Here is a 20,041-nt window from a genome sequence, read left to right as displayed (position 1 = left end):
TTTTCAAATACTACATACAGCAAAAATATTTTTTGATTTGGGGGTATTTTTATAGTGTTTGTATTGACGCCTCTATTCAACCTTGTGAAGGTTCTATTTTAGAAAATAAATTAGTATGTGTGAGTATTTCATTGTTTATGTGCTTGATAAACTGTGTTTTAAAAATAAAAAAATGGTTTGCTGTTTTTACTTTTAATTAGTGTAACTTTCTAATCTTTTATTTTCCAAACAGAAATTTGATTCTAAAGAAATTCCCCAGCTTTAGAAAATCAATACATCTTTTAAGGCTACTTCTTCTCCATGAGTTTTATTGATGGTAGCGGATCGACCTTGTAAATTATTTTACAGCTTGCCAAAATCACAGCACCATGAAAAACAGTGGAATTGAATCAGAAAAAGAGCCCTTTATAATTGCTATTGGTGCTTCTGCGGGAGGCATGGAGGCTATCCACCTGCTTTTCGACCACACTCCTCAGGATGGTGTGGCGTATGTGATCATTCAGCACCTTTCACCTGATCATAAAAGTTTCATGTCAGAGCTTTTGGCGAACCATAGCAAACTCAAAATCACGGTTGCCGAAAATGAGATGTTTGTGGAAACAAATCATGTTTATCTGATGCCTAAAGGGAAGAATATGACCATCAAAAATCGCAGGTTGTTTCTGACTGATATTAAGCCCTTTCAGCCCAATAAGTCAATTGACATTTTTTTTGATTCCCTCGCGGAGAGCCATAAGGATAAAAGCATTGCTGTGATTCTCTCTGGTACGGGCACTGATGGTACTAAAGGAATCGCATCCGTTAAGAGAAACGGTGGTTTTGTCATTGTACAGGATCCTCAAAGTGCCAAGTTTGAAGGGATGCCTCAAAGCGCCATTGATTCAGGCCATGTGGATGTAATCCTTCCTCCAGAATTGATTCCGGAAGAAATCATCATGCATCTCAAAAGCAATGATTTAGAAAATGATTTTTCTAATCATGCTAGCAAGGATCATGAATCAGACTTATTGAAGATCCTTGGATTGATCCAAAAGCATACTCCTTTGGATTTTTCAGAGTATAAGCGCCCCACGATTGTGAGGAGGATTGTCTTGAGAATGGCCAAGAATAAGGTGACTTCTCTAGCGGAATATGTGGCTTTTCTTGAGGCTAATCCTTCTGAAATTTCAAATTTGGCAAAAGAGTTTTTGATCAGTGTGACAAAGTTTTTCAGAGATAAAGAAGCATTTGAGGTGATCAAGGAAAAAGTCATTCCTGAGATCGTTGAAAATAAATTACAGGTCGACACTTTTAAAGTTTGGGTAGTAGGATGTGCTACCGGAGAGGAAGCATACTCACTGGCTATCCTGATTTCAGAGCACCTCACAGAGAAGAAAAAAAATCTTGAAGTAAAGATTTTTGCCAGCGATATAGATAAAGCAGCCCTTCAACAGGCCTCCAAAGGCATCTACCCCGCACGAATTGAAAATGAGGTGTCCGAAGAAAGGTTAAGTAGATTTTTCACCAAGCAGGGCGATCATTATAAAGTGAGAGATAACATCAGGAAAATGCTCATTTTCGCCGATCATGATATTGTCAAGCAGCCTCCTTATGGCAAAATAGACTTGATCAGCTGCAGGAATCTTCTCATCTACATCAATCCCATCCTACAGAAGAAAATCCTTACTTCCCTTCATTTCTGTCTTAATTTGGGAGGATACCTGTTTTTAGGTCCCAGTGAAAGTCTCGGAGAGTTAAAAAAGTCTTTTATCGAGGTGAATAAGAAATGGAGAATATTTAAAAGTATTGAAGTAGTCCGAAACTTTAGAGATACATCCTATAGTACTCCAGTCCTTGAAAGGCAATGGGAAAGTATAAACCAAGCTTCAGTCGCACAAAGAAACACTGAAAAAGGCAACTTACTGGACCTTATTAACCAATCACTCTTGGAAATATCTGGCTTCGAGGCAGCAATTTGGGTCAATGGAGATCTTAAAATAGTCCAGAGTCTGGGTAACTATGAAAAATACCTGCTTCCCAAACTTTTCAATTTTAACCTCTTGGAGATGCTGCCAGAAGAACTGTCTATAGCTACCTCTACGAGTATCCGTCAGGCATTGAAAAGCAATCGGGAGTCCGGTGTTAAAAAAGTAAGTTTCTACAGGGATAAAAAGTCACATTCAGTCAATGTCTTGGTAAAGCCATTTTTATCAGATGCAGGTGCTGTACCTGACTATTTTTTAGTTCTCTTCACTGATGACAATACTAAAAAAGTACTCCAGCCTGCACCTATCAATTTTGAAAAGGAGGCACAGGTACTCCAGCATCTGGAAGATCTCAAAGAGGAACTGGCAGAGACCAAACAAAAACTGACTGTAGCCAACAGCGCTTTGGAAGAATCCAATGATAACATTTCCTCCTACAATGAAGAGCTCATTTCGAGTAATGAAGAAATGCAAAGTGTCAATGAGGAGCTTCAGTCAGTCAATGAAGAACTACAAACCGTCAATAACGAGTATCAGCTCAAAATCAAAGAATTGGCGGAGTTGAATGATGATTTGAATAACTATTTCAGATCGACTGTCAATGCGCAATTGTATGTGGATCAAGATCTTATCCTAAGAAAATTTACACCTTCAGCGATTCGTCAGATCAACCTCAAAGAGAGCGATATCGGCAGGGCGATCAGTGATATTACCACCAATATTCGCTTTTCGACTGTGATTACGGATATCGAGAAGGTAATCGTTTCTTCGGAGGTTGTGAAAAAAGAGGTACAAACCCTAGATGGAAGGTGGTATCAAATGATGGGTATACCCTATGTAAAACAGCAGGACAATAAAAACGATGGGGTGATCATCACCTTTAATGATATTACCGAGCTGAAAAAGGTGCAGGATAAACTGTCACGAATCAATGATGAGCACAAGACATTTATTTATTCAGTTTCACATGATTTGAGAGGTCCATTAGGCAATTTGAAAACCTGTATTTCTCTTTTGAAGGCAGAATTAGAACCCCAATCCACGGATTTGTTGGAATTGGTAAATATGACAGACAATTCGATTGCTAATCTAAGTAACATCATTCGTGAACTCACAGACGTAGTCAAAATCGAAACAGAAATTGATGTGCCTGAGAAGGTTAAGTTAAGAGATTTGCTCACTGAAGTTGAAATGACTCTGAAGGATAGATTTGTCAATTTGACGTATAAGATCAATTATGATTTAAAAGAGCCTGAGATCCAATTTTCAAAAAAGAATTTAAGGAGTATCCTCTTCAACATTCTAAGTAACGCTATGAAGTATAGATCTCCCGAAAGGGAACTGGAAGTAACTATTCGAACAGAGAATTTGAATGGGGAGCTACTCTTAAGTATTCAAGACAATGGATTAGGCATTGAAGAAAGTCAAAGGAATAAAATATTTGGTGCTTTTCACCGTGCTCACGATCATGTGGAGGGAATAGGAGTAGGGTTATATCTGGTGAAAAAAATTATCAACAATGCCGGGGGAGACATTACCGTTGACAGCGAGGTTGGTAAAGGTTCAAATTTCAAGGTTTATTTCCCAACAAACCGAATGGACTAAATAGTCGGAATTTGGATAGGTCACATCTTGAACCCAAAATGGAATAACAACTAATGCGGGCAGGTTTCTGACATTTCCTATATTTCAAGCGAAATTGATTTTACCTTCTCCCATGTTTGACAGTCCCGAGTATCCCAAGTCACTGCCCGAATCACTTTTTGAATCATGGTTTGAGTTGGGGAGAAGCAGCAGGATACCCTATGCTTACCTTTTGATCTTATGGGATGAATTAGATGGAAAGTATGTGCCTGTTTTTGTCGAAAAACGGCTAGATATCGACAGCTATGAGCGGTATGGTGAATCCCCTGCCACGCAGACTTTGGTGGCAGCATACGACCTTTATTCAGAAGGAAGAGTCAAATGATTTTATTGAATTCGATCCGTTTGAGTTGATCCAAAAGGGTTGAAAAAAGTACTTTTTTCTTTGATTTAAAATTGCTAACTATCTGTAAGCGTTAGAGTTTCTGATTGTTATTTTAAGCACAGATACTAGTAGATTGATTTAATCTTTAACCATTCAAAACCCAATAAACCATGGAACACTACAAGCAAGTCGGGGTATGGATAGACCATTCCAAGGCTCATTTGATCGGATTCAAAAGTGGGCAAGTCAGACTTTTGGAGACGGTAGAGTCTCCTTTTGAGAGTATCAAGCGAATCGAAGGAGAAGGCAGAGACATGAGTAGGTTTTCTCCCAACCCAGTGCATGTTTCCAACAACGAGTACAAAAAGCATCACATCGTCCAAAACGAGATCAATGAATACATGAGGATGATGGAGCAAAAGCTGGCAAATTTCGAAGATATTTTACTTTTTGGTCCGGGCACCATGAAGGAGCGGATGAAAAACCGACTCAGAGAGAAAAAAGCATTTGAAGGAAAGTGGCTTTCTGTAGAGCGGTCAGACAAGCTCACCGAAAACCAACTCTTGGCCTTTGTCAGGGAATTTTATAAGAAAGAAGGAGTGTAACTCTTCCTTCAACTAATTGAAATGCCAAGTGAAAGCTTGGCTTTTTTGTTTTATAGAAATTGATAGCAGCGTTTAGAAATCTTTCAAATAAAAAATTGGCGAAGTGCCATTTATCCTACTTGTTGGGAGCAAGGCAGATTCAACGGCCCAAGACGAAAAAAGGCTGAATTTCTTCAGCCTTTAGATGTAGAGGAGGAGAGGGCCGAGCGTTCAAATCTTTCCTGAGGAAAGATTTAGCGAGGGGCCAGTATGCAGGGTGGGCCCGATGACTAGAAATGAAAACAGCCAAGCATTGGCTTGGCTGTTTGAATGCAGAGGAGGAGGGATTCGAATAATCTGATTTATTAACCTGATAAACAGGGTTTTGAGATGCTGGGTTGGCGATAGGTCTCGATTTTTCTGACCCACTTTTTTTAGTAAAAATTGTGATGAACGGTAAGTGAAGAGATTCGAACACGGAGTAGCTCTTGTTAATTCAATGGGAATTCCCAATTGTTTATAGCTCTCTGAGGTATTGCTCATAAATCATGTTCGCTGTTTCCAAGCTTCTTTTATTTCCATTAATCATTAAATCGGCGTACACTAATAGGGGTGGGGCACACTGATCAACTTTACCATGCTTGTCCCAAAAGGTTGCATAAACCTCTACCTCTCCATTTTTGTCAGGCATCATCCGAGTTGCTTTGATGAATTCTGGTTTGTTTAGTTCTGTAAACAAGGTAAATCGCTCCGGCCTGAGGTAATTGGTCAAAATATCACCACCGGGTTCACCACCCCACCTCGTCTTTGAAGTAGGAAGTTGTATCTCTGTCCAAGTGGCGTCCTTGGGTAATCGGTACCTTCCTTGATACAAAGAAGGCTTGAGCGTATTTCTGTATCCGCTGATCCAAGTGGCTATGGCTTCCTCTTTATTTACCCATCGGTAACCATTTGTTTTTGTCTTTACCAATAGGCCGGCTTCCTTGAGGTTATTCAGGACTAAGGGAACATTTCCCAAAGCGACTCCTGCCTGATGGGCAAGGTCACGTTGGTTGGTTTCTAAATTTTTGTCATCTACTAATAACTGGAAAAATACCCGTAAGCCGGTTTTTGTAAAAGCTCTGGTTGCATCCTCCGTGTCTTCTTTTAGTGGTGCAAACTTGTCGATCAAGATATATAGTCCGTTTTTTTGAATGAAACCATTTCCGTTCGCCTCCAGATAATTGATTCTCATCTCCTGAAGCAATTGCCTATATTTTGGATAGATTCTATAAGCCACCAGCAAAAAATTGGGATAAGTATCATTCAAATTCTGGATAATTCTGATGGTGTTTTCTCGTACTTCTTGTTTGAGCAATGTGTCAAAGTGGAATTCACCAATTGGGAAGATCATGGTTACCAGAGCATCCATTTCCTTATTGGCATGTTTTTCCCAGTTTCCCGTGCAATGGAGAATTGGAAAAACGCTTTGAAACGTTTGATCTAATATTTTATATTCTTTCATGTTCACAAATATATAAAGTTCACGAATCGTGAACAAATATTAAAAATGAACAAAAGAATAAAAAAGATTGATTACCCTTTGTTGAAAGTAATTTACACTCGTAAAAGCAACGAGGGTAAATTTTACCATTTTTTACCCTTGTTTAGAAAACGGAAGTAGAATTTACTCTTGTAGGCAAGATGAAAATTCAGAATTGAAATTCACCCTGGATCGAACACGAAATGTCAGTCAAAAGAAAAAGGATCTCGGTTGATAACTCTCAATTCTTCAAGAGAAAAGTTGTTTTTAACCTTTAAATACTGGGAGGTTTCTTAAATCAACTTTAAAAATGAACTATTCAATGCCTTTAGCCTGGTCTGATACGTGTCCAAGTAAAGTTTCTTGCAGGTTTCGTCCAGATAGCTCCTTTCGGTCAAATCTCCAACTTCCGATTTTGGGTTCCGGAATTCATTCAAAATCTTTGCAAGCCTGGATTTAATCAGGCCGATTTTCGAACCAAATTCCCAAAAATCATCATAGGCTAAAAAGCCATTGGCTTCGAAACTTGGAGTGTAGTAGTCATTTTTGAACAAGCCATCTTTCAGCGCTAACTCAGGATCCTTGACATGAAGCCGCGTATTGATCAAATCATACGCTGGGCTTAGTATATAATCACCCTGAGAAGTTTCCAGCAAACTGAAATTTTTTAAATGTGCATCTCCGTTTGAAAACAGGAAATTGAAAACGACAAGTTTGTAGAATTCTTCCAAAGCCACCGGATATGCTCCTACGTACTTTTTTATCAAGTCGGCAATCGCTTCGTAGCTGGAATTGTACTTGAATTCTTCTCCATCTGTTTCCTTGGTTTTGCCTGCAAGTGTGGCAAAGTCTTCTAAGCCAAGCTTTTTTTCGGAATTCGCATCGATATCAAATCGCTTGGTCAAATAAGCTGGTTCTCCATTTCTGTAGAATATCAGCCCATTTTCTGCTGTTTTCAAGCTATACACTTGCTTTGCAATCTGCATGGTCAGATGTTCATTAGCGGGGACCATTTCGATACGGTCCATATCACGGGGTATCGGTTTAAGGATGTAGGTTCCTTTTTCTCCTTCCTTTGTCAAGCGAATGTTTCCTTTTTCCCAAATGGCAGAAAGCTTTTCCTGGGCTCCAGAAATAGATATACGTTTTCTGTTTTCCAGCATTTCTTCCATTTCGGATTCATTTGTGGGCTGGTGGCTTTCATATGGAAGAAAATAGGAAGTCTTGCGTCCACCGAAAAGTTGCCGTAGTCCTAAAGGACTGTATTGGTCAAATCCTTTGGCAAGGGTAATCGGGCAAGTGGTCAGTTTTAATTCCATGGATTAGAGTTCTTTTAGAGTGACAGCCCCGATGGTGTCCGTGGTGGAAGTTTGGAGTAACAGGGAGAAAAAGTCGTTTTCATCAATCTGTAGTCTTCTGGCCTGGAGTTTCAGGTTTACACCTTCTGAAAGCATATTGAAGAAGAACGGGAATAAATAATCTGAGACAAATTCCTTTTGAACCTTTGGGAGGGTAAGGCTGATTGAGGGCTTGGTGGGATCATTAAGCCAAGCCTCGTCATAGACAAATCGATACCGTTTTGGGCTTTCTTTGATCAAAAGTCCAACCTGTTCCCCATTTCGTAAGACTGCGGCACTTCTCATCGGTCAGTTTTTTTAAGACCAAGACTTAGCTCCAAACCCAAGATTTCTGCCAGTTGGTTAAGGATTTTCACCGAGGGATTAAACTCTCCGCGCTCAAGTTTGTAGAGCGTGTTTATACTGACTTGTGCCATTTCGGCTAAGTTCGGCTGGTTAATTCCCAGTAGCTTTCTCCGTTCTCGAATGACAGTTCCAATCTCCTCAATTGTCATTATAATGTGATTTTTACACTAAAATATTGTTCATTTATTTAAAATCAAACATAAATCACATTATAGTGTGAAATATGATGGGATAAGGGATTGAATTGATTAAAATATCCTTAATATCACAATATAATGTTATTCCGTGTGCTATGCACCTTGGAGCATTAATTCAAAAATTTAACATATTCGCTACTAAATTCGCTACTGACACTAAAAAATAAACCCTAACTCTTTTTTTATCAAGTAGTTAGGGCTTGTATTTGCAGAGGAGGAGGGATTCGAACCCCCGGTACCTCTCGGTACAACGGTTTTCAAGACCGCCGCGATCGACCACTCTGCCACTCCTCTGTGCGTGTGATTTTTTCGATCAGGTGTGCAAAAGTATATGCTTTCCCCTTTTTTGACAAGAGCCACGTGATTTTTTCTTCTAAGTGCCTGATTTTTCTGGTATTAATTTACATCGGATTCCATAGTCAGTACTTTTCTACGCCTTTCCCGCTCCTTTTGCTTTTCCTCCGCAAGATCAAAACTCACATTGACTTCAAAGCAGACCAATACTATGATCGAGGTCAGGTAAAGCCATAGCATCAGCGCGATCACTGTCCCGATGGAGCCATAAAGCTTGTTGTAACTGGCGAAGTTTTCGAGGTAAAAAATAAATCCATAAAACGCAAAGGTGATCAGCAGTCCTGCCAATTGGGCACCGGTGGAGAAAAAATGCCACTTGTCGTGAATCGCGGGTGCAAATCGAAAGATAAAGGCTGAGGTGATATAAAAGACCGTGAGCAGGATGAGGAACTTCAGCGTATTGAACAAAAAGATCATAAAGCTGCTGTTGAACAGATGCAGCTCGTCCAGTCTGCCGATAAATAGGCTGCCAAAAATCATTACCGTGCTTGCTGCAATGATTGTCAATACCAAGGCCACTACAATGGAAATGGCAATTAATCGAGTGACAAAAAATCCACGGTTTTCCTTCGTCTTGTAGACAGAATTAAACGATGCCATCATGGAAACTACCCCCTGTGTCGAGGCAAATAGTGCAAAGAAAAATCCAAACGAAAGCAAACTTTGTCTCGGCTTGGATACAATGTCCATGAGTGTGGTTTCGATATTTTGGTAAATGTCCTCGGGCATGATGCTTTGGACAAAAGACAGGATGTTTTCGGTGGTAACTACCGGAAATAGGTCCTGCATGTAAGGCACTAGGTTGAGCAAAAAGAGCAAAAGCGGAAAAAGAGCGATGGTGTAGCTGAAAGCCATGGATCCCGCCCGCTCGTTGATGTCATCTTTTTTGAGCTGCTGGATAAAAATCCGACTTACATCATACAGGTTTTTTTCAGGGCTCCCAAAATGGATTCTTTTCAGATGCCTGGCTTTTAGCTGTATCCTGATTCTCCATTTGAAGATTTTCTCCTTGACCACGTCAGATTGGTGTTTAGTTAAAAAATGGTTTTAATAAAGCTAGCAAATTTCCCGGTGGTCGGGTGGGGGTGTGGGAGTCTTTTTTCAAAAATGCCAAGGTGGTCCAACCTTCCGTAATTACTTCCCCTGATTCATTCATGACTTGATATTCAAATCGTATTCTGACTCCCGGGAGTTCAGGGATGAGGGTTTTGATGGTAAGCAGTTCATCGTATTTTCCCGGCTTTAGGTAGCGAAAGTGGCTTTCCAAAACAGGCATCATTACGCCATTTTCCTCCATTTCCCGATAAGAAAATCCCGCCGAACGCATCGCTTCCACCCGTGCTACCTCAAAATACACGGCATAGTTTCCATAATAGACGTAGCCCATTTGGTCTGTTTCAGCATAGCGAACTCGAATTTGGGTTTCGGCTTGAAACATATCAGAAAATTTTGGCAGCATTGAGTGCGCGTTGGTACCTGGACGCGTTGTTGATGTGCTCGTTGTAGGTGACAGCAAAGGTATGGTAACCCGAGAAATCCTCCTTAGCACAGAAATACATGTACTTGTGCTGCTCGGCATTCAGTACGGCATCGAGGGAGTTGATGTCAGGCAAGTTGATCGGACCTGGAGGAAGTCCGGCGTATTTGTAGGTATTGTAAGGGCTGTCTATGGCCATATGAACTCCCGTAAGTCGCTTGATGGTAAAATCTCCTGCTGCAAATACCAACGTAGGGTCAGCTTGGAGAGGCATGCCAATGCGAAGTCTGTTAAGGTAAACACCGGCGATTTTTGGTCTTTCATCAGCTTTTTGGCTTTCTGCCTGTACGATGGAAGCCAGTGTGCTGACTTCTTTTTGGCTTAGACCCATAGCCTGTGCTTTCTTCTTTCGCTCCTCTGTCCAAAAGGTTACATATTCCTTGTGCATCCGGTCAAAGAGCTCCTCCGCACTGGTGTTCCACCAGAATTCGTAAGTATTTGGGATGAACATGCTCATGACCGTCTCTTCTTCAAAATCAAACTTGCGGATATACACAGAATCCTGAATCAACTCCAAAAATTGTTCTTTGGTCACCTCTAGGTTGGCAGTGATTTTTTCTGCTAAATCTGTTTTGGTCCGAACGTTATTAAAAGTCACTCTTACGGGCGTCTGTCTCCCTGATCGCAGCATGCGTACCAGCTGCAGGTTGTTCATTTTGGGATCAATCTTGTACAATCCTGGCTTTACGGCTTCTTGATAGCCCAATATTTTGGAAACGAAGCCAAAACTCAAGGCATCATTTATGACTTTTTCATTGTAGAGCTGGTCCACCACATTTTTATAGACCGAGTTGGTGGGGATTTTCAATGTATATGGCTGGTCAGATTCCACCAGGGTGTTGGGACTGAAAAAGACCTGATAGAAGTAAAAGGTCATTGAAATGGCCAGAACAGAGATCGCGATCAGCAGAACCAGCGTGAATTTTTTGCGCTTTTCGAGTTGCATAGAGGGCAAAAATAGGAAATTAATGGAGATCGGAGATAAAGGGGGATGGGAGATAAATGGAGTTAGGAGATAAATGGAAATAGGAAATAAATAGAAATAAGTCTCTTACTTTCCGGGACCTGCCCATCCGCTTTCATCGAGCGAGAGCGTCTTCTGTTTCCTTATTTCAATGAGCGAAGCGAGTTATATTTCCACCGTTTTTCCGCCGCATTTCTATTTTTGCAGGTAAGTTTTATTCCAGCTGTCAAGTTTATGAAAATCATCCCCGTCACCTGTGCCATTATCCTTCAGGACGGAAAAGTCCTTTTGGCACAGCGGTCTGAATCTATGGATTTGCCAGGTAAATGGGAGTTTCCGGGGGGCAAGTTGGAGGAAGGTGAAGACCCCGAAAGCTGTTTGATCAGGGAAATCAAGGAAGAATTGGCGATTGATATTCGAGTGACAGCAACGCTGACCCCTGTTGAATTTGACTACCCGACCAAAACCATTCGTTTACTCCCATTTGTTGCGCAGTGGATCGGGGGAGAGATCGACTTGGCTGAGCATGCTCAATACGGCTGGTATGACCAAAATCAGCTTTTTTCTTTGGATTTAGCCCCTGCAGATCTTCCGATTTTGCATGAATTGACAGAAAAATGGATTAACCTTGTATGACCAAATGAAAGGGAAGCCATGGCTGAATTTATCAGATTGTACGAGGAAAATCCCGATCCGCGAAGAGTGCGGCAGATCGTGGAAGTGCTCAGAAATGGGGGAGTAATTATCTATCCCACGGATACGGTTTATGGGATGGGCTGCGACATTACCAACCAAAAAGCCGTGGAGAAAATCTGCCGAATTAAAGGCATCAATCCCAAAAAGCACAATTTTTCGTTTGTGTGCGCAGACCTGAGTAATATCTCTCAATATACTCGAATCATCTCCAAGCCGGTTTTCAAAATGATGAAAAAAGGTCTGCCAGGTCCGTTCACTTTTATTTTAGAGGCTAGTTCGCAGGTCCCTAAGATTCTTCATAGTAATAAAAAAACCGTCGGCATCAGGGTGCCTAATCATGGCATTCCGAGGGCGATTGTGGAAGAGCTAGGTCAACCCATTCTATCCACTTCCATCCGGGATGAGGATGAAATCATCGAATACAGCACCGATCCGGAATTGATTTTCGACAAATACCAAAACCTGGTCGATGTCGTGATCGATGGAGGCTACGGATCCAATATGCCTTCTACTATTTTGGATTGCACGGGAGATGAAGTAGTAGTAGTCCGTGAAGGATTGGGGCAGTTGGAGGAGATTCTTTGAATGATGCTAGAAGCTAGATTTAACTTCGATATTCCTCATTCGGTGTTCAATATTCGAAATTTTTGAATTTCGAACATTGAATAAAGAACATTGACCATTGACCGAAAAACCCTGAACCCCACTTTCCCTTGACTCGCGTAGCCATCGACCTACATTACCTTCCTAGCTTGGAATTTTTCACTGCCATTGATGGTGCAGAGGAGCTTTTGCTTTTTCCCCAAGATCTCTATCAGCGACAGTCATTCCTCAATCGTACCCGCATTCTTTTGGCAAACAAGGTAGAGACATTAAGTATTCCAATTCAGGGAAGGCGGCCTAGAATCCCAATGCGTGAGGTTAAAATCGATTATGGGCAAAAGTGGCAGGCTATTCACCTACGTGGGATTCAAAGCGCCTATGGAAAAGCACCCTTTTTCGAATACTTTTTTCCCTATTTCCAACCAATATTGGAGCGGCAGCATTCAAATCTGTGGGACCTGAATCTTCAACTTCTGACAATCTGTCTCAAATTGCTCCGCCGACCTGTCAAGATCACTGTCTTGGAAAATAAAGAAACCATCGGTGAAATAGTTGATTTAAGAGGCCAAATAGTGCCCAAAGGCGCTTTTTACAATAGAAGTTACTATCAGGCTACCCCATATCCTCAGCTTTTTGGCTTAGACTTTGAACCGAACCTCAGCATATTGGATTTGTTGTTTTGTGTAGGCCCTGAGGCAGAAAAGGTTCTGAAACAATCCCTAAAAAAACCATGAACAATCGTTAAAAGGATTGTGTTTTTAAAACAAATTCGGTAACATACGTACAGATTTATTAGATAATCAGAAAGGAATTAAATGGAAGCAAAATTTTCGAACAGAGTCAAAGAGGTGATCTCTCTCAGCCGCGAAGAAGCCCTTCGTCTGGGACATGATTACATAGGCACAGAGCACCTCTTGCTTGGTATGATCCGAGAGGGAGAAGGTGTAGCTGTTTCCATTCTTAAGAAGCTTGGTATTCCGCTGGATGAACTCCGCAATGCCATTGAAAGAGCGGTAAAAGGTACGGCCAACCACAACGTGAAAAACATGGCCAATATTCCATTGACCAGACAGTCTGAAAAAGTACTGAAGATAACCTATCTCGAGGCCAAAATATTTAAAAGTCAACTGATCGGTACCGAGCATTTGCTTCTATCTATCCTGCGTGATGAGGACAATATCGCAACTCAGATTTTAAATAAGTTTGAAGTAAGCTACGACACCATCAAGGATATGCTTGAAATGCAGTCCGATGCCGGTTCTATGCCAAAAGCGAGGGCTGAAGCGGAAGACGGTGATGACGATGGATCCAAGCTTTTTGGTTCTTCTAATCCTGGCGGCGGTGGTGCTGCTTCCAAGCCGGGCACAGAAAAATCCAGAACCCCTGTTTTGGATAACTTCGGTCGCGATCTCACCAAAATGGCAGAAGATGACAAGCTTGATCCCATTATTGGACGTGAGAAAGAAATCGAACGCGTCGCTCAGATTTTATCCAGAAGAAAGAAAAACAACCCGATCCTGATCGGTGAACCCGGTGTAGGAAAGACAGCGATTGCTGAAGGTCTTGCACTGAGAATAGTTCAGAAAAAAGTGTCCCGCGTTTTGTTTAACAAGCGTGTGGTGACTCTGGATCTAGCTTCTTTGGTCGCAGGTACCAAATACCGAGGTCAGTTTGAAGAGCGAATGAAAGCCGTGATGAACGAGCTTGAGAAATCTCCAAATGTGATCCTTTTCATCGATGAGTTGCATACCATCGTCGGTGCCGGCGGAGCTTCAGGTTCCTTGGATGCTTCCAATATGTTTAAACCGGCCCTTGCACGTGGAGAAATCCAATGCATCGGAGCCACCACACTCGATGAATACCGTCAATACATTGAAAAAGACGGTGCGCTAGCCCGCCGTTTCCAAATGGTGATGGTAGATGCTACTTCACCGGAAGAGACGATTCAGATTTTGAACAACATCAAAGACAAGTACGAGGATCACCACAATGTGGTCTACACTCCTGCAGCCATTGAGGCTTGTGTGAAATTGTCTGACCGATATATTTCTGACCGATTCCTTCCGGATAAAGCTATTGATATCTTGGATGAAGCAGGCGCAAGAGTGCATATCAACAATATCCATGTACCTGAGGAAATCCTGAAGCTGGAATCTGAAGTGGAAAATATCAAAGCGGAGAAAAACCGTGTGGTAAAATCCCAGAAATACGAAGAAGCAGCACAGCTAAGAGATAAAGAAAAGAAACTTCTAGAGCAGTTGGAAACTGCCAAAACCAGATGGGAGGATGAAAGTAAATCCAAACGATTTACAGTAGATGAAGATCATGTGGCTGAGGTAATCGCCATGATGACCGGAATCCCTGCCAAGCGAATCGCTCAAAATGAAGGCAACAAGTTGCTCAATATGGGTGAAGAGCTGAAAGGAAAGGTTATCGGTCAGGAAGAAGCGATCAAAAAACTGACTAAAGCCATCCAACGTACTCGAGTAGGTCTGAAAGATCCTAAAAAGCCAATCGGTTCATTTATATTCTTAGGACCAACAGGCGTAGGTAAGACAGAGCTAGCCAAGACTCTTGCCACATACTTGTTTGACAAAGAAGATTCCTTAATCCGAATCGATATGTCTGAATACATGGAGAAATTCTCTGTATCCAGGTTGGTGGGAGCGCCTCCAGGCTATGTGGGCTATGAAGAAGGCGGTCAGCTGACGGAAAAAGTAAGAAGAAAGCCCTACTCCGTTGTATTGCTTGATGAAATCGAAAAAGCTCACCCGGATGTATTTAACATTCTTCTTCAGGTGCTCGATGATGGAATCCTGACAGACGGATTGGGAAGAAGGGTGGATTTCAGAAATACCATCATCATCATGACGTCCAATATCGGGGTGCGTGACCTCAAAGACTTTGGTGCGGGTATTGGTTTTGCCAATCGTGCCAAGCAGGAAGGAATGGACGACATCATGAAGTCTACCATTCAGTCTGCTTTGAAAAAGGCTTTCAGTCCAGAATTTCTGAATCGTTTGGACGATGTGGTTGTGTTCAACTCACTCACCAAAGAGCATATCTTTAAGATCATCGACATCAGTTTGGGCAAGTTGTTCAGAAGAATCACAGAGCTTGGGTACAAAATTGAATTGACTGAAAAAGCGAAAGACTTCTTGGCAGAAAAGGGTTACGATCAGCAGTACGGAGCACGTCCTCTGAATCGAGCCATCCAGAAATACTTGGAGGATGCCATCGCTGAGGAAATTCTGAAAGGAGACCTGTCTGAAGGTGATGTAATTACAGCGGATTACTCTGGTGAGGGAACTGAGCTAAGCATCACGGTTCAAAAGAAAGAAAAAGCAGATTAAGCTTTAATATTTAAGCCTAGCAAAAGCCTCGGAGCGTAAAACTTCCGAGGCTTTTTCATTTTGAGAAAGTTCTGGGTATTTACTTGCTGAAAAACAATCGGGTGATGAAAATGCCTTGACCATCCTCCGTTCCTGCGTTACTTTCTACTCCGGAAGTCACAAATGTCAATTTCCAACCTTGCATCAACATACTGTTGATTTTGGAGGCAATGACGGCATCATTGGAGGCAATATTTTGAAAATTGATCCCCGCAGCGCTGAAGAAGTTCAGCAATTTGGTTTCTTCCAATTCATTGACTTTGATGTCTTCCCGGTCTATTTCTTTTTGGCTGCTTGTTTTCCCGTCCGTACGTTGAGTCGTAAATAGGCTGGCATCGACTTGGGTCTGGCTATCGATGATTCGGCTTCGACCTAGCCCCATGGGTACAATGGATTCCACGATGGTCACCACTTTAAATTCTCCCGGAAAGGAAGCCTGTGAAGTTTCTTGGGCTTGGGCGACAGATGCCACTAAAGCCGCCCAAAAGATCAGTGCAAGTATTTTTTTCATAGCGATGAGATAGATAGAGGTTTTGTTTTATCCAACTGATACGATCAAGGTTTTATTCATGTTGGGTTTTAAATTCCCTCGAAAAGAACAAATGACTCCAGGTATTGAGGGATTACTGTATTCCAACCCAATTCATTTTTAAGCTTGGATGCCAATGTCTCTGCGCTTTCCTTTTCGCCATGCACTACAAAGGTTAACTTGGGCTTTTCGCAAAATCCTTCTGCCCAATCTATTAATTCCTCTTGGTCTGCATGTGCGGAAAGACCTTCAATAGAATAGATCTTGGCTTTTACAGGGATGTCATGTCCATAGATTTTTAAGGTAGGTTCGCCTTCAAGGAGTCTTCTTCCCCTTGTGCCTTCTGCTTGGTAACCCACCACGATAACTCCATTTTTTTCATGAGGTAAATGGTGAAAGAAGTGATGCAGCACTCGCCCTCCAGTGGCCATGCCACTGGCAGACACGATGATGGCATTTCCTTTATAGTCATTGAGTGACATGGATTGTTCTTGCTTTTGAAAATACCTCAACTGAGGATGCTTGAATGGATGATGCTCTTCTTCGAGCATGGCACTTAATCGGTGGTCTGCATGATAGTCCAGGTATAGCCTAGTGGCGTCAATGGCCATCGGGCTGTCCACAAAAATCGGGACTTTGGGGATCTTTCCTTTTTCCATCAACTGATAGAGATGATACATGAGCAATTGCGTCCTACCTACCGCAAAAGCAGGGATAATGACCATTCCTCCTCGGTCAAAAGTGTCCCGAATAGCTCTGGCGAGGTCTTCTTCAGGTTTTTGAACCGGTGATTTTCTGTCGCCATAAGTGGACTCAATCCATAGAATATCTGCTTTTGGAATTCGGGTAGGTGGGTACAAAATAGGGTCTTTGTATCTCCCCAAATCGCCTGAAAACACCAGTCTTTTGGTTTGATGTTCTCCTTTGATGACAAATTTGACAATGGAAGCACCCAAGATATGCCCTGCATGAAAGAAGGTCACGGTGACTGCAGGATGGATGGAAAAGGGAGTTTCAAATGGCTGTGGGACGAGTAGAGGAAAGACAGATTCAGCATCTTCCATGGTGTAAAGAGGCTGAGGATCTTCGTGTCGAGAGTATCCTTTTTTGCGAGCAAATTCCGCTTCTTCTTCTTGGAGTTTTCCTGAGTCGAGCAGAAGAATTTTGGCAAGATCGGCAGTGGCTTTTGTACAATAGATCGGTCCATTGAAGCCTTGCTTGACCAGTTTGGGAAGGTAGCCGATGTGGTCCAGGTGTGCATGAGTCAGTACAATAGCTTCCAGATCCGCCACCGGCATGGGGAATTTATCCCAGTTGAGTTCTCTTAAGGCTTTTGGACCTTGGAAGAGGCCGCAGTCCACCAGAAATTCGAAATCTCCAAGGTCAATCAGGTATTTGGAACCGGTCACTACGCCGGATCCTCCTAAAAATTTGGCTGTAATATTCATGAGGTTTGGGTTTAGAATAGAAGGTACAAAAAAAGAGGCACCGCTAGGCGCCTCTTTTGGAATTTTAGGTGGTGATATTGCTTAATTTTTCATGAAAGGGGCATTCGTGAATTTGGATCGAGTTAGGCTATCTGCTTTGGCTTTGGTGGCCGAATCCAGCTCGGTCTTTTTTTCCTCATAGTCTTCCCAAGATTTTCTGTCGCCTTTTTCCCCTTGACAGGTAAGACAAATCAATCCGGCTTGGTTAAATACCCATACCGCCTCAGGTCGAACATCAGAAGAACGATAGCCATTATCGTAGATGGTGTTTCTCAGGATTTCGAGTAAGGACCTTTCCATGATGAAAGGTCTATCGTAAGGTATTTCCAAGGTGAGATCGATTCGCTGATCACGGAAGCTGTCCAGCGATCTGAGATCGTATCCCTCATCAAAGGTTACGACTGAATCCATTACTGAGTAGTTGTAAGTAAGTTTTTTGGCATTTTCCAAGGCCTCTTGCTTGGATCTCCCTCTAGCAAAGAATTCCTGTTTCAAGGAAATTACCGAGTCTTGTACTCCGATTATTCGAAGGTTGGCTTTATTGAAAAGCTCTTCATCTTCTATATCATTGGCTTTCAAGATCAAGACACCTGAACTCACGGGAAGTGCAGCATTGGTCTCCAGGGTGTTTTCTTCTTTGAACTGGGCGACGATTTTTGGAATCTGGAAACCGGCAATCCCGATACACAGTAACCAAAGTGCCAATGCGACTAATCCAAATCTACCACCCACGAGGTTCTTCTGGGCCAATACACTCAAGCCTAAAAGCAGGATCACAATTCCCGGGATGAAAACCAATCCCAAGGAAGCTACCACTAGCCATACAGGTACTAAGTCAGTGAAAAGCTCAATTGGGAAATTGTCCAAAAATGCTCTGTAATCAGCATCAGTCACACCAAAGTATACTGCCAAGGCAAGTAATGGAGCGATGGTCAAGCATAATCCAAGGAAGAAAATGATCAGGCCAAACACTACCCTGATTACGTGGGCAATAAATCTGCCCAAAGGTCCCAAGGCCGAACCCACGGCATCAATCACTTTGCCCAATATCCGAAAAGGTGCCATTAGGATTTTCTTGGTAGATGACTCCGGTTGGGGAGGGATGGGATTGATGGTTTCTTTAATGGTCGAATCAATGCTATCCAGAGTGATTTCCCCGCCTTTCATCTTGATTCGCTCCGTGATCGAGCTAGCTACAGGAGTGATGATCCAGAGGATCAGGTAGATCAATAAGCCTGAGCCTCCGGCGAAGGTCAAAATCACAAAAGCCAAACGAACATAAAGTGCCTCTACTCCGAAGTAGGCAGACAAGCCGCTCGATACCCCACCGATTACTTTGTCGTCCGGATTCCGAAATAGCTTCTTGATGTTTTTGTCCTCGACAACTTCGTAGGATACCGGAAGGATAACCCAAAGTACGATGTAGGCGATCAGGGTGAAAAAGCCAAAGCTCAGGCTGAATCTGAAATTGTCAAAGGGGGTGATGTCCAGAAAATCGGGCCTGAAATTGATGTTGCCACTGAATAAAAGCAGAATGGCAATCAATCGTGTCCATAGCGGGTCAATGGAAAAGTAGTGGGCGATTCCTGCGCAGACGCCACCAAGGATTTTCTTAGTCTCCATCCGCATGAGTTTTTTGTAACCGCCTCCATCTTGACTAGGTGGGGTGACATACTTGTAGAAATCATCCTTTTCAGATTCTGCTGTCGGCTCTTCCACTTCTTCATCTACAGCATTGAAATCGGCGATGGTCCCCATTTTCTCAATGAGCTTATCCACGTTTTCTGCGGTGATGACTTGTTTGTTGTTTTTGAGATTGGATAGGAAAATTTCAGCGATCCGGTTTTCGATATCTGAAATGATTTCTTTGCTGTCCTTATACCCTGAAAAGTGCTTGTTGATGGCATCCAGGTATTTTCTAAGGGTGTCATATCCATCTTCCTCGATGTGGAATAGGATACCGCTGATGTTGATACTTATAGTCTTTTTCATGATGCGTGTGTTGTCTTAGCCGATCAATTCTTGGAAGTGATTTGAAGTGTGGAATTGACGAGGGCATTCCATGTTTCTGAGAGCGTGGCGAGGAATTTTTTACCTTCTTCTGTAATGGAGTAGTATTTTCTGGGAGGACCGGCCTCCGATTCTACCCATCGATAGGCGACCAGTTCGGCAGATTTGAGTCGGTTCAGCAAGGGATACAAGGTGCCTTCGACCACGATCATTTGGGCTTGGGTGAGTTCATCGATCAGGTCTGAGGTGTACACCTCGCCGCGTGAGATGATGTGCAGAATGCAAAACTCCAAGAGTCCTTTTCGCATCTGTATCTGTGTGTTGGCGACATTCATGTGGCTTGTTTTTAGGTGTTGGAAAAGGGCATGGTGCTTTTCCCTCGTGACCTTAAATGAAAAAGTAATACCAATCTTTACCAAGCTACCTTGTATTACCTGATTCCTTGCCAAAAAGAGTGTATATTTTTCTTTTCGAAGTTTGAAATGTGGCTCTATTGAAAATTGAGATACTTTTTGCTTTTGCCAGGCATG

18 protein-coding genes and 1 tRNA gene are annotated in these 20,041 nt (G+C 42.3%); 7 read left to right on the top strand and 12 right to left on the bottom strand.

The genetic code is table 11. The features are described from left to right. The first annotated feature begins 368 nt into the window (after window positions 1-368). From ACFPIK_RS10455 to ACFPIK_RS10445, 3 genes are all read left to right on the top strand, one after another. Entirely contained in the window at window positions 369-3,569 is a 3,201-nt protein-coding gene (locus ACFPIK_RS10455) for a CheR family methyltransferase (protein WP_377914963.1), read from the top strand. 112 nt (window positions 3,570-3,681) lie between these two features. Next, window positions 3,682-3,933, top strand: coding sequence for a hypothetical protein (locus ACFPIK_RS10450; protein WP_377914961.1), 252 nt, complete (start codon window positions 3,682-3,684; stop codon window positions 3,931-3,933). A gap of 170 nt (window positions 3,934-4,103) precedes the next feature. After that, window positions 4,104-4,538, top strand: a complete 435-nt coding sequence (locus ACFPIK_RS10445) for a hypothetical protein (protein WP_377914959.1) — start codon at window positions 4,104-4,106, stop codon at window positions 4,536-4,538. 496 nt (window positions 4,539-5,034) lie between these two features. Here the strand turns inward: ACFPIK_RS10445 and ACFPIK_RS10440 are convergent, their stop codons facing one another. The 8 genes from ACFPIK_RS10440 to mltG all read right to left on the bottom strand — a co-directional run bounded on the left by ACFPIK_RS10440 (window position 5,035) and on the right by mltG (window position 10,776). Then, window positions 5,035-6,021: a type IV toxin-antitoxin system AbiEi family antitoxin gene (locus ACFPIK_RS10440; protein WP_377914957.1), complete on the bottom strand. Its 987-nt coding sequence runs from the start codon at window positions 6,019-6,021 to the stop codon at window positions 5,035-5,037. Between the two features lie 311 nt (window positions 6,022-6,332). Then, window positions 6,333-7,358, bottom strand: coding sequence for a type II toxin-antitoxin system HipA family toxin (locus ACFPIK_RS10435; RefSeq protein WP_377914955.1), 1,026 nt, complete (start codon window positions 7,356-7,358; stop codon window positions 6,333-6,335). A gap of 3 nt (window positions 7,359-7,361) precedes the next feature. Further along, window positions 7,362-7,682 carry a HipA N-terminal domain-containing protein gene (locus ACFPIK_RS10430; RefSeq protein ID WP_377914953.1) on the bottom strand — a complete coding sequence of 107 codons (321 nt, stop codon included), beginning with the start codon at window positions 7,680-7,682 and terminating at the stop codon, window positions 7,362-7,364. After that, window positions 7,679-7,891, bottom strand: coding sequence for a helix-turn-helix domain-containing protein (locus ACFPIK_RS10425; RefSeq protein WP_377914951.1), 213 nt, complete (start codon window positions 7,889-7,891; stop codon window positions 7,679-7,681). The genes ACFPIK_RS10430 and ACFPIK_RS10425 overlap by 4 nt, the downstream gene beginning before the upstream one ends. A gap of 257 nt (window positions 7,892-8,148) precedes the next feature. Then, window positions 8,149-8,233 (bottom strand) — tRNA-Ser (locus tag ACFPIK_RS10420). Between the two features lie 102 nt (window positions 8,234-8,335). Then, the gene (locus ACFPIK_RS10415) at window positions 8,336-9,310 is read right to left on the bottom strand and encodes a YihY/virulence factor BrkB family protein (protein ID WP_377914949.1); all 975 of its coding nucleotides are present in this window, start codon (window positions 9,308-9,310) and stop codon (window positions 8,336-8,338) included. Between the two features lie 13 nt (window positions 9,311-9,323). Beyond that, entirely contained in the window at window positions 9,324-9,731 is a 408-nt protein-coding gene (locus ACFPIK_RS10410; protein ID WP_377914947.1) for an acyl-CoA thioesterase, read from the bottom strand. A 1-nt stretch (window position 9,732) separates the two neighbouring features. Then, complete coding sequence (mltG, locus tag ACFPIK_RS10405) at window positions 9,733-10,776, bottom strand: endolytic transglycosylase MltG (protein ID WP_377914945.1); 1,044 nt, start codon at window positions 10,774-10,776, stop codon at window positions 9,733-9,735. Window positions 10,777-11,028: 252 nt separating this feature from the next. Between mltG and ACFPIK_RS10400 the strand changes: the two genes are divergently transcribed. From ACFPIK_RS10400 to ACFPIK_RS10385, 4 genes are all read left to right on the top strand, one after another. Beyond that, entirely contained in the window at window positions 11,029-11,430 is a 402-nt protein-coding gene (locus ACFPIK_RS10400; RefSeq protein WP_377914943.1) for a (deoxy)nucleoside triphosphate pyrophosphohydrolase, read from the top strand. Between the two features lie 18 nt (window positions 11,431-11,448). Further along, a complete protein-coding gene (locus ACFPIK_RS10395; protein WP_377914941.1) occupies window positions 11,449-12,075 on the top strand; it encodes an L-threonylcarbamoyladenylate synthase in 627 nt (208 codons plus the stop codon). Window positions 12,076-12,203: 128 nt separating this feature from the next. After that, window positions 12,204-12,827: a WbqC family protein gene (locus tag ACFPIK_RS10390; protein WP_377914939.1), complete on the top strand. Its 624-nt coding sequence runs from the start codon at window positions 12,204-12,206 to the stop codon at window positions 12,825-12,827. Window positions 12,828-12,908: 81 nt separating this feature from the next. Beyond that, window positions 12,909-15,446: an ATP-dependent Clp protease ATP-binding subunit gene (locus ACFPIK_RS10385; RefSeq protein ID WP_377914937.1), complete on the top strand. Its 2,538-nt coding sequence runs from the start codon at window positions 12,909-12,911 to the stop codon at window positions 15,444-15,446. A 79-nt stretch (window positions 15,447-15,525) separates the two neighbouring features. On the opposite strand, the gene ACFPIK_RS10380 is transcribed toward ACFPIK_RS10385, so the two are convergent. From ACFPIK_RS10380 to ACFPIK_RS10365, 4 genes are all read right to left on the bottom strand, one after another. After that, window positions 15,526-15,996, bottom strand: a complete 471-nt coding sequence (locus tag ACFPIK_RS10380) for a hypothetical protein (RefSeq protein WP_377914935.1) — start codon at window positions 15,994-15,996, stop codon at window positions 15,526-15,528. A 68-nt stretch (window positions 15,997-16,064) separates the two neighbouring features. After that, window positions 16,065-17,462 (bottom strand): MBL fold metallo-hydrolase RNA specificity domain-containing protein, encoded by a 1,398-nt coding sequence (locus ACFPIK_RS10375; protein WP_377914933.1) that lies wholly within the window; start codon window positions 17,460-17,462, stop codon window positions 16,065-16,067. Between the two features lie 81 nt (window positions 17,463-17,543). Beyond that, window positions 17,544-19,493, bottom strand: coding sequence for a PspC domain-containing protein (locus ACFPIK_RS10370; protein WP_377914931.1), 1,950 nt, complete (start codon window positions 19,491-19,493; stop codon window positions 17,544-17,546). 23 nt (window positions 19,494-19,516) lie between these two features. After that, window positions 19,517-19,846, bottom strand: a complete 330-nt coding sequence (locus ACFPIK_RS10365) for a PadR family transcriptional regulator (RefSeq protein WP_377914929.1) — start codon at window positions 19,844-19,846, stop codon at window positions 19,517-19,519. Window positions 19,847-20,041: the final 195 nt, after the last annotated feature.

The sequence above is a fragment of the Algoriphagus aquatilis genome, from assembly GCF_042657405.1.
Taxonomy (GTDB): Bacteria; Bacteroidota; Bacteroidia; order Cytophagales; family Cyclobacteriaceae; genus Algoriphagus; species Algoriphagus aquatilis.
The sequence above is the reverse complement of the archived record's forward strand: the minus strand, read 5'-3'. Positions and strand labels throughout refer to the sequence as shown.

What these genes read in the sequence shown, in the direction of transcription:
- ACFPIK_RS10455 (WP_377914963.1), top strand. Translation starts at nt 369, where the DNA reads ATGAAAAACAGTGGAATTGAATCAGAAAAAGAGCCCTTTATAATTGCT.
- ACFPIK_RS10450 (WP_377914961.1), top strand. Translation starts at nt 3,682, where the DNA reads ATGTTTGACAGTCCCGAGTATCCCAAGTCACTGCCCGAATCACTTTTT.
- ACFPIK_RS10445 (WP_377914959.1), top strand. Translation starts at nt 4,104, where the DNA reads ATGGAACACTACAAGCAAGTCGGGGTATGGATAGACCATTCCAAGGCT.
- ACFPIK_RS10440 (WP_377914957.1), bottom strand. Translation starts at nt 6,021, where the DNA reads ATGAAAGAATATAAAATATTAGATCAAACGTTTCAAAGCGTTTTTCCA.
- ACFPIK_RS10435 (WP_377914955.1), bottom strand. Translation starts at nt 7,358, where the DNA reads ATGGAATTAAAACTGACCACTTGCCCGATTACCCTTGCCAAAGGATTT.
- ACFPIK_RS10430 (WP_377914953.1), bottom strand. Translation starts at nt 7,682, where the DNA reads ATGAGAAGTGCCGCAGTCTTACGAAATGGGGAACAGGTTGGACTTTTG.
- ACFPIK_RS10425 (WP_377914951.1), bottom strand. Translation starts at nt 7,891, where the DNA reads ATGACAATTGAGGAGATTGGAACTGTCATTCGAGAACGGAGAAAGCTA.
- ACFPIK_RS10410 (WP_377914947.1), bottom strand. Translation starts at nt 9,731, where the DNA reads ATGTTTCAAGCCGAAACCCAAATTCGAGTTCGCTATGCTGAAACAGAC.
- mltG (WP_377914945.1), bottom strand. Translation starts at nt 10,776, where the DNA reads ATGCAACTCGAAAAGCGCAAAAAATTCACGCTGGTTCTGCTGATCGCG.
- ACFPIK_RS10400 (WP_377914943.1), top strand. Translation starts at nt 11,029, where the DNA reads ATGAAAATCATCCCCGTCACCTGTGCCATTATCCTTCAGGACGGAAAA.
- ACFPIK_RS10395 (WP_377914941.1), top strand. Translation starts at nt 11,449, where the DNA reads ATGGCTGAATTTATCAGATTGTACGAGGAAAATCCCGATCCGCGAAGA.
- ACFPIK_RS10385 (WP_377914937.1), top strand. Translation starts at nt 12,909, where the DNA reads ATGGAAGCAAAATTTTCGAACAGAGTCAAAGAGGTGATCTCTCTCAGC.
- ACFPIK_RS10380 (WP_377914935.1), bottom strand. Translation starts at nt 15,996, where the DNA reads ATGAAAAAAATACTTGCACTGATCTTTTGGGCGGCTTTAGTGGCATCT.
- ACFPIK_RS10375 (WP_377914933.1), bottom strand. Translation starts at nt 17,462, where the DNA reads ATGAATATTACAGCCAAATTTTTAGGAGGATCCGGCGTAGTGACCGGT.
- ACFPIK_RS10370 (WP_377914931.1), bottom strand. Translation starts at nt 19,493, where the DNA reads ATGAAAAAGACTATAAGTATCAACATCAGCGGTATCCTATTCCACATC.
- ACFPIK_RS10365 (WP_377914929.1), bottom strand. Translation starts at nt 19,846, where the DNA reads ATGAATGTCGCCAACACACAGATACAGATGCGAAAAGGACTCTTGGAG.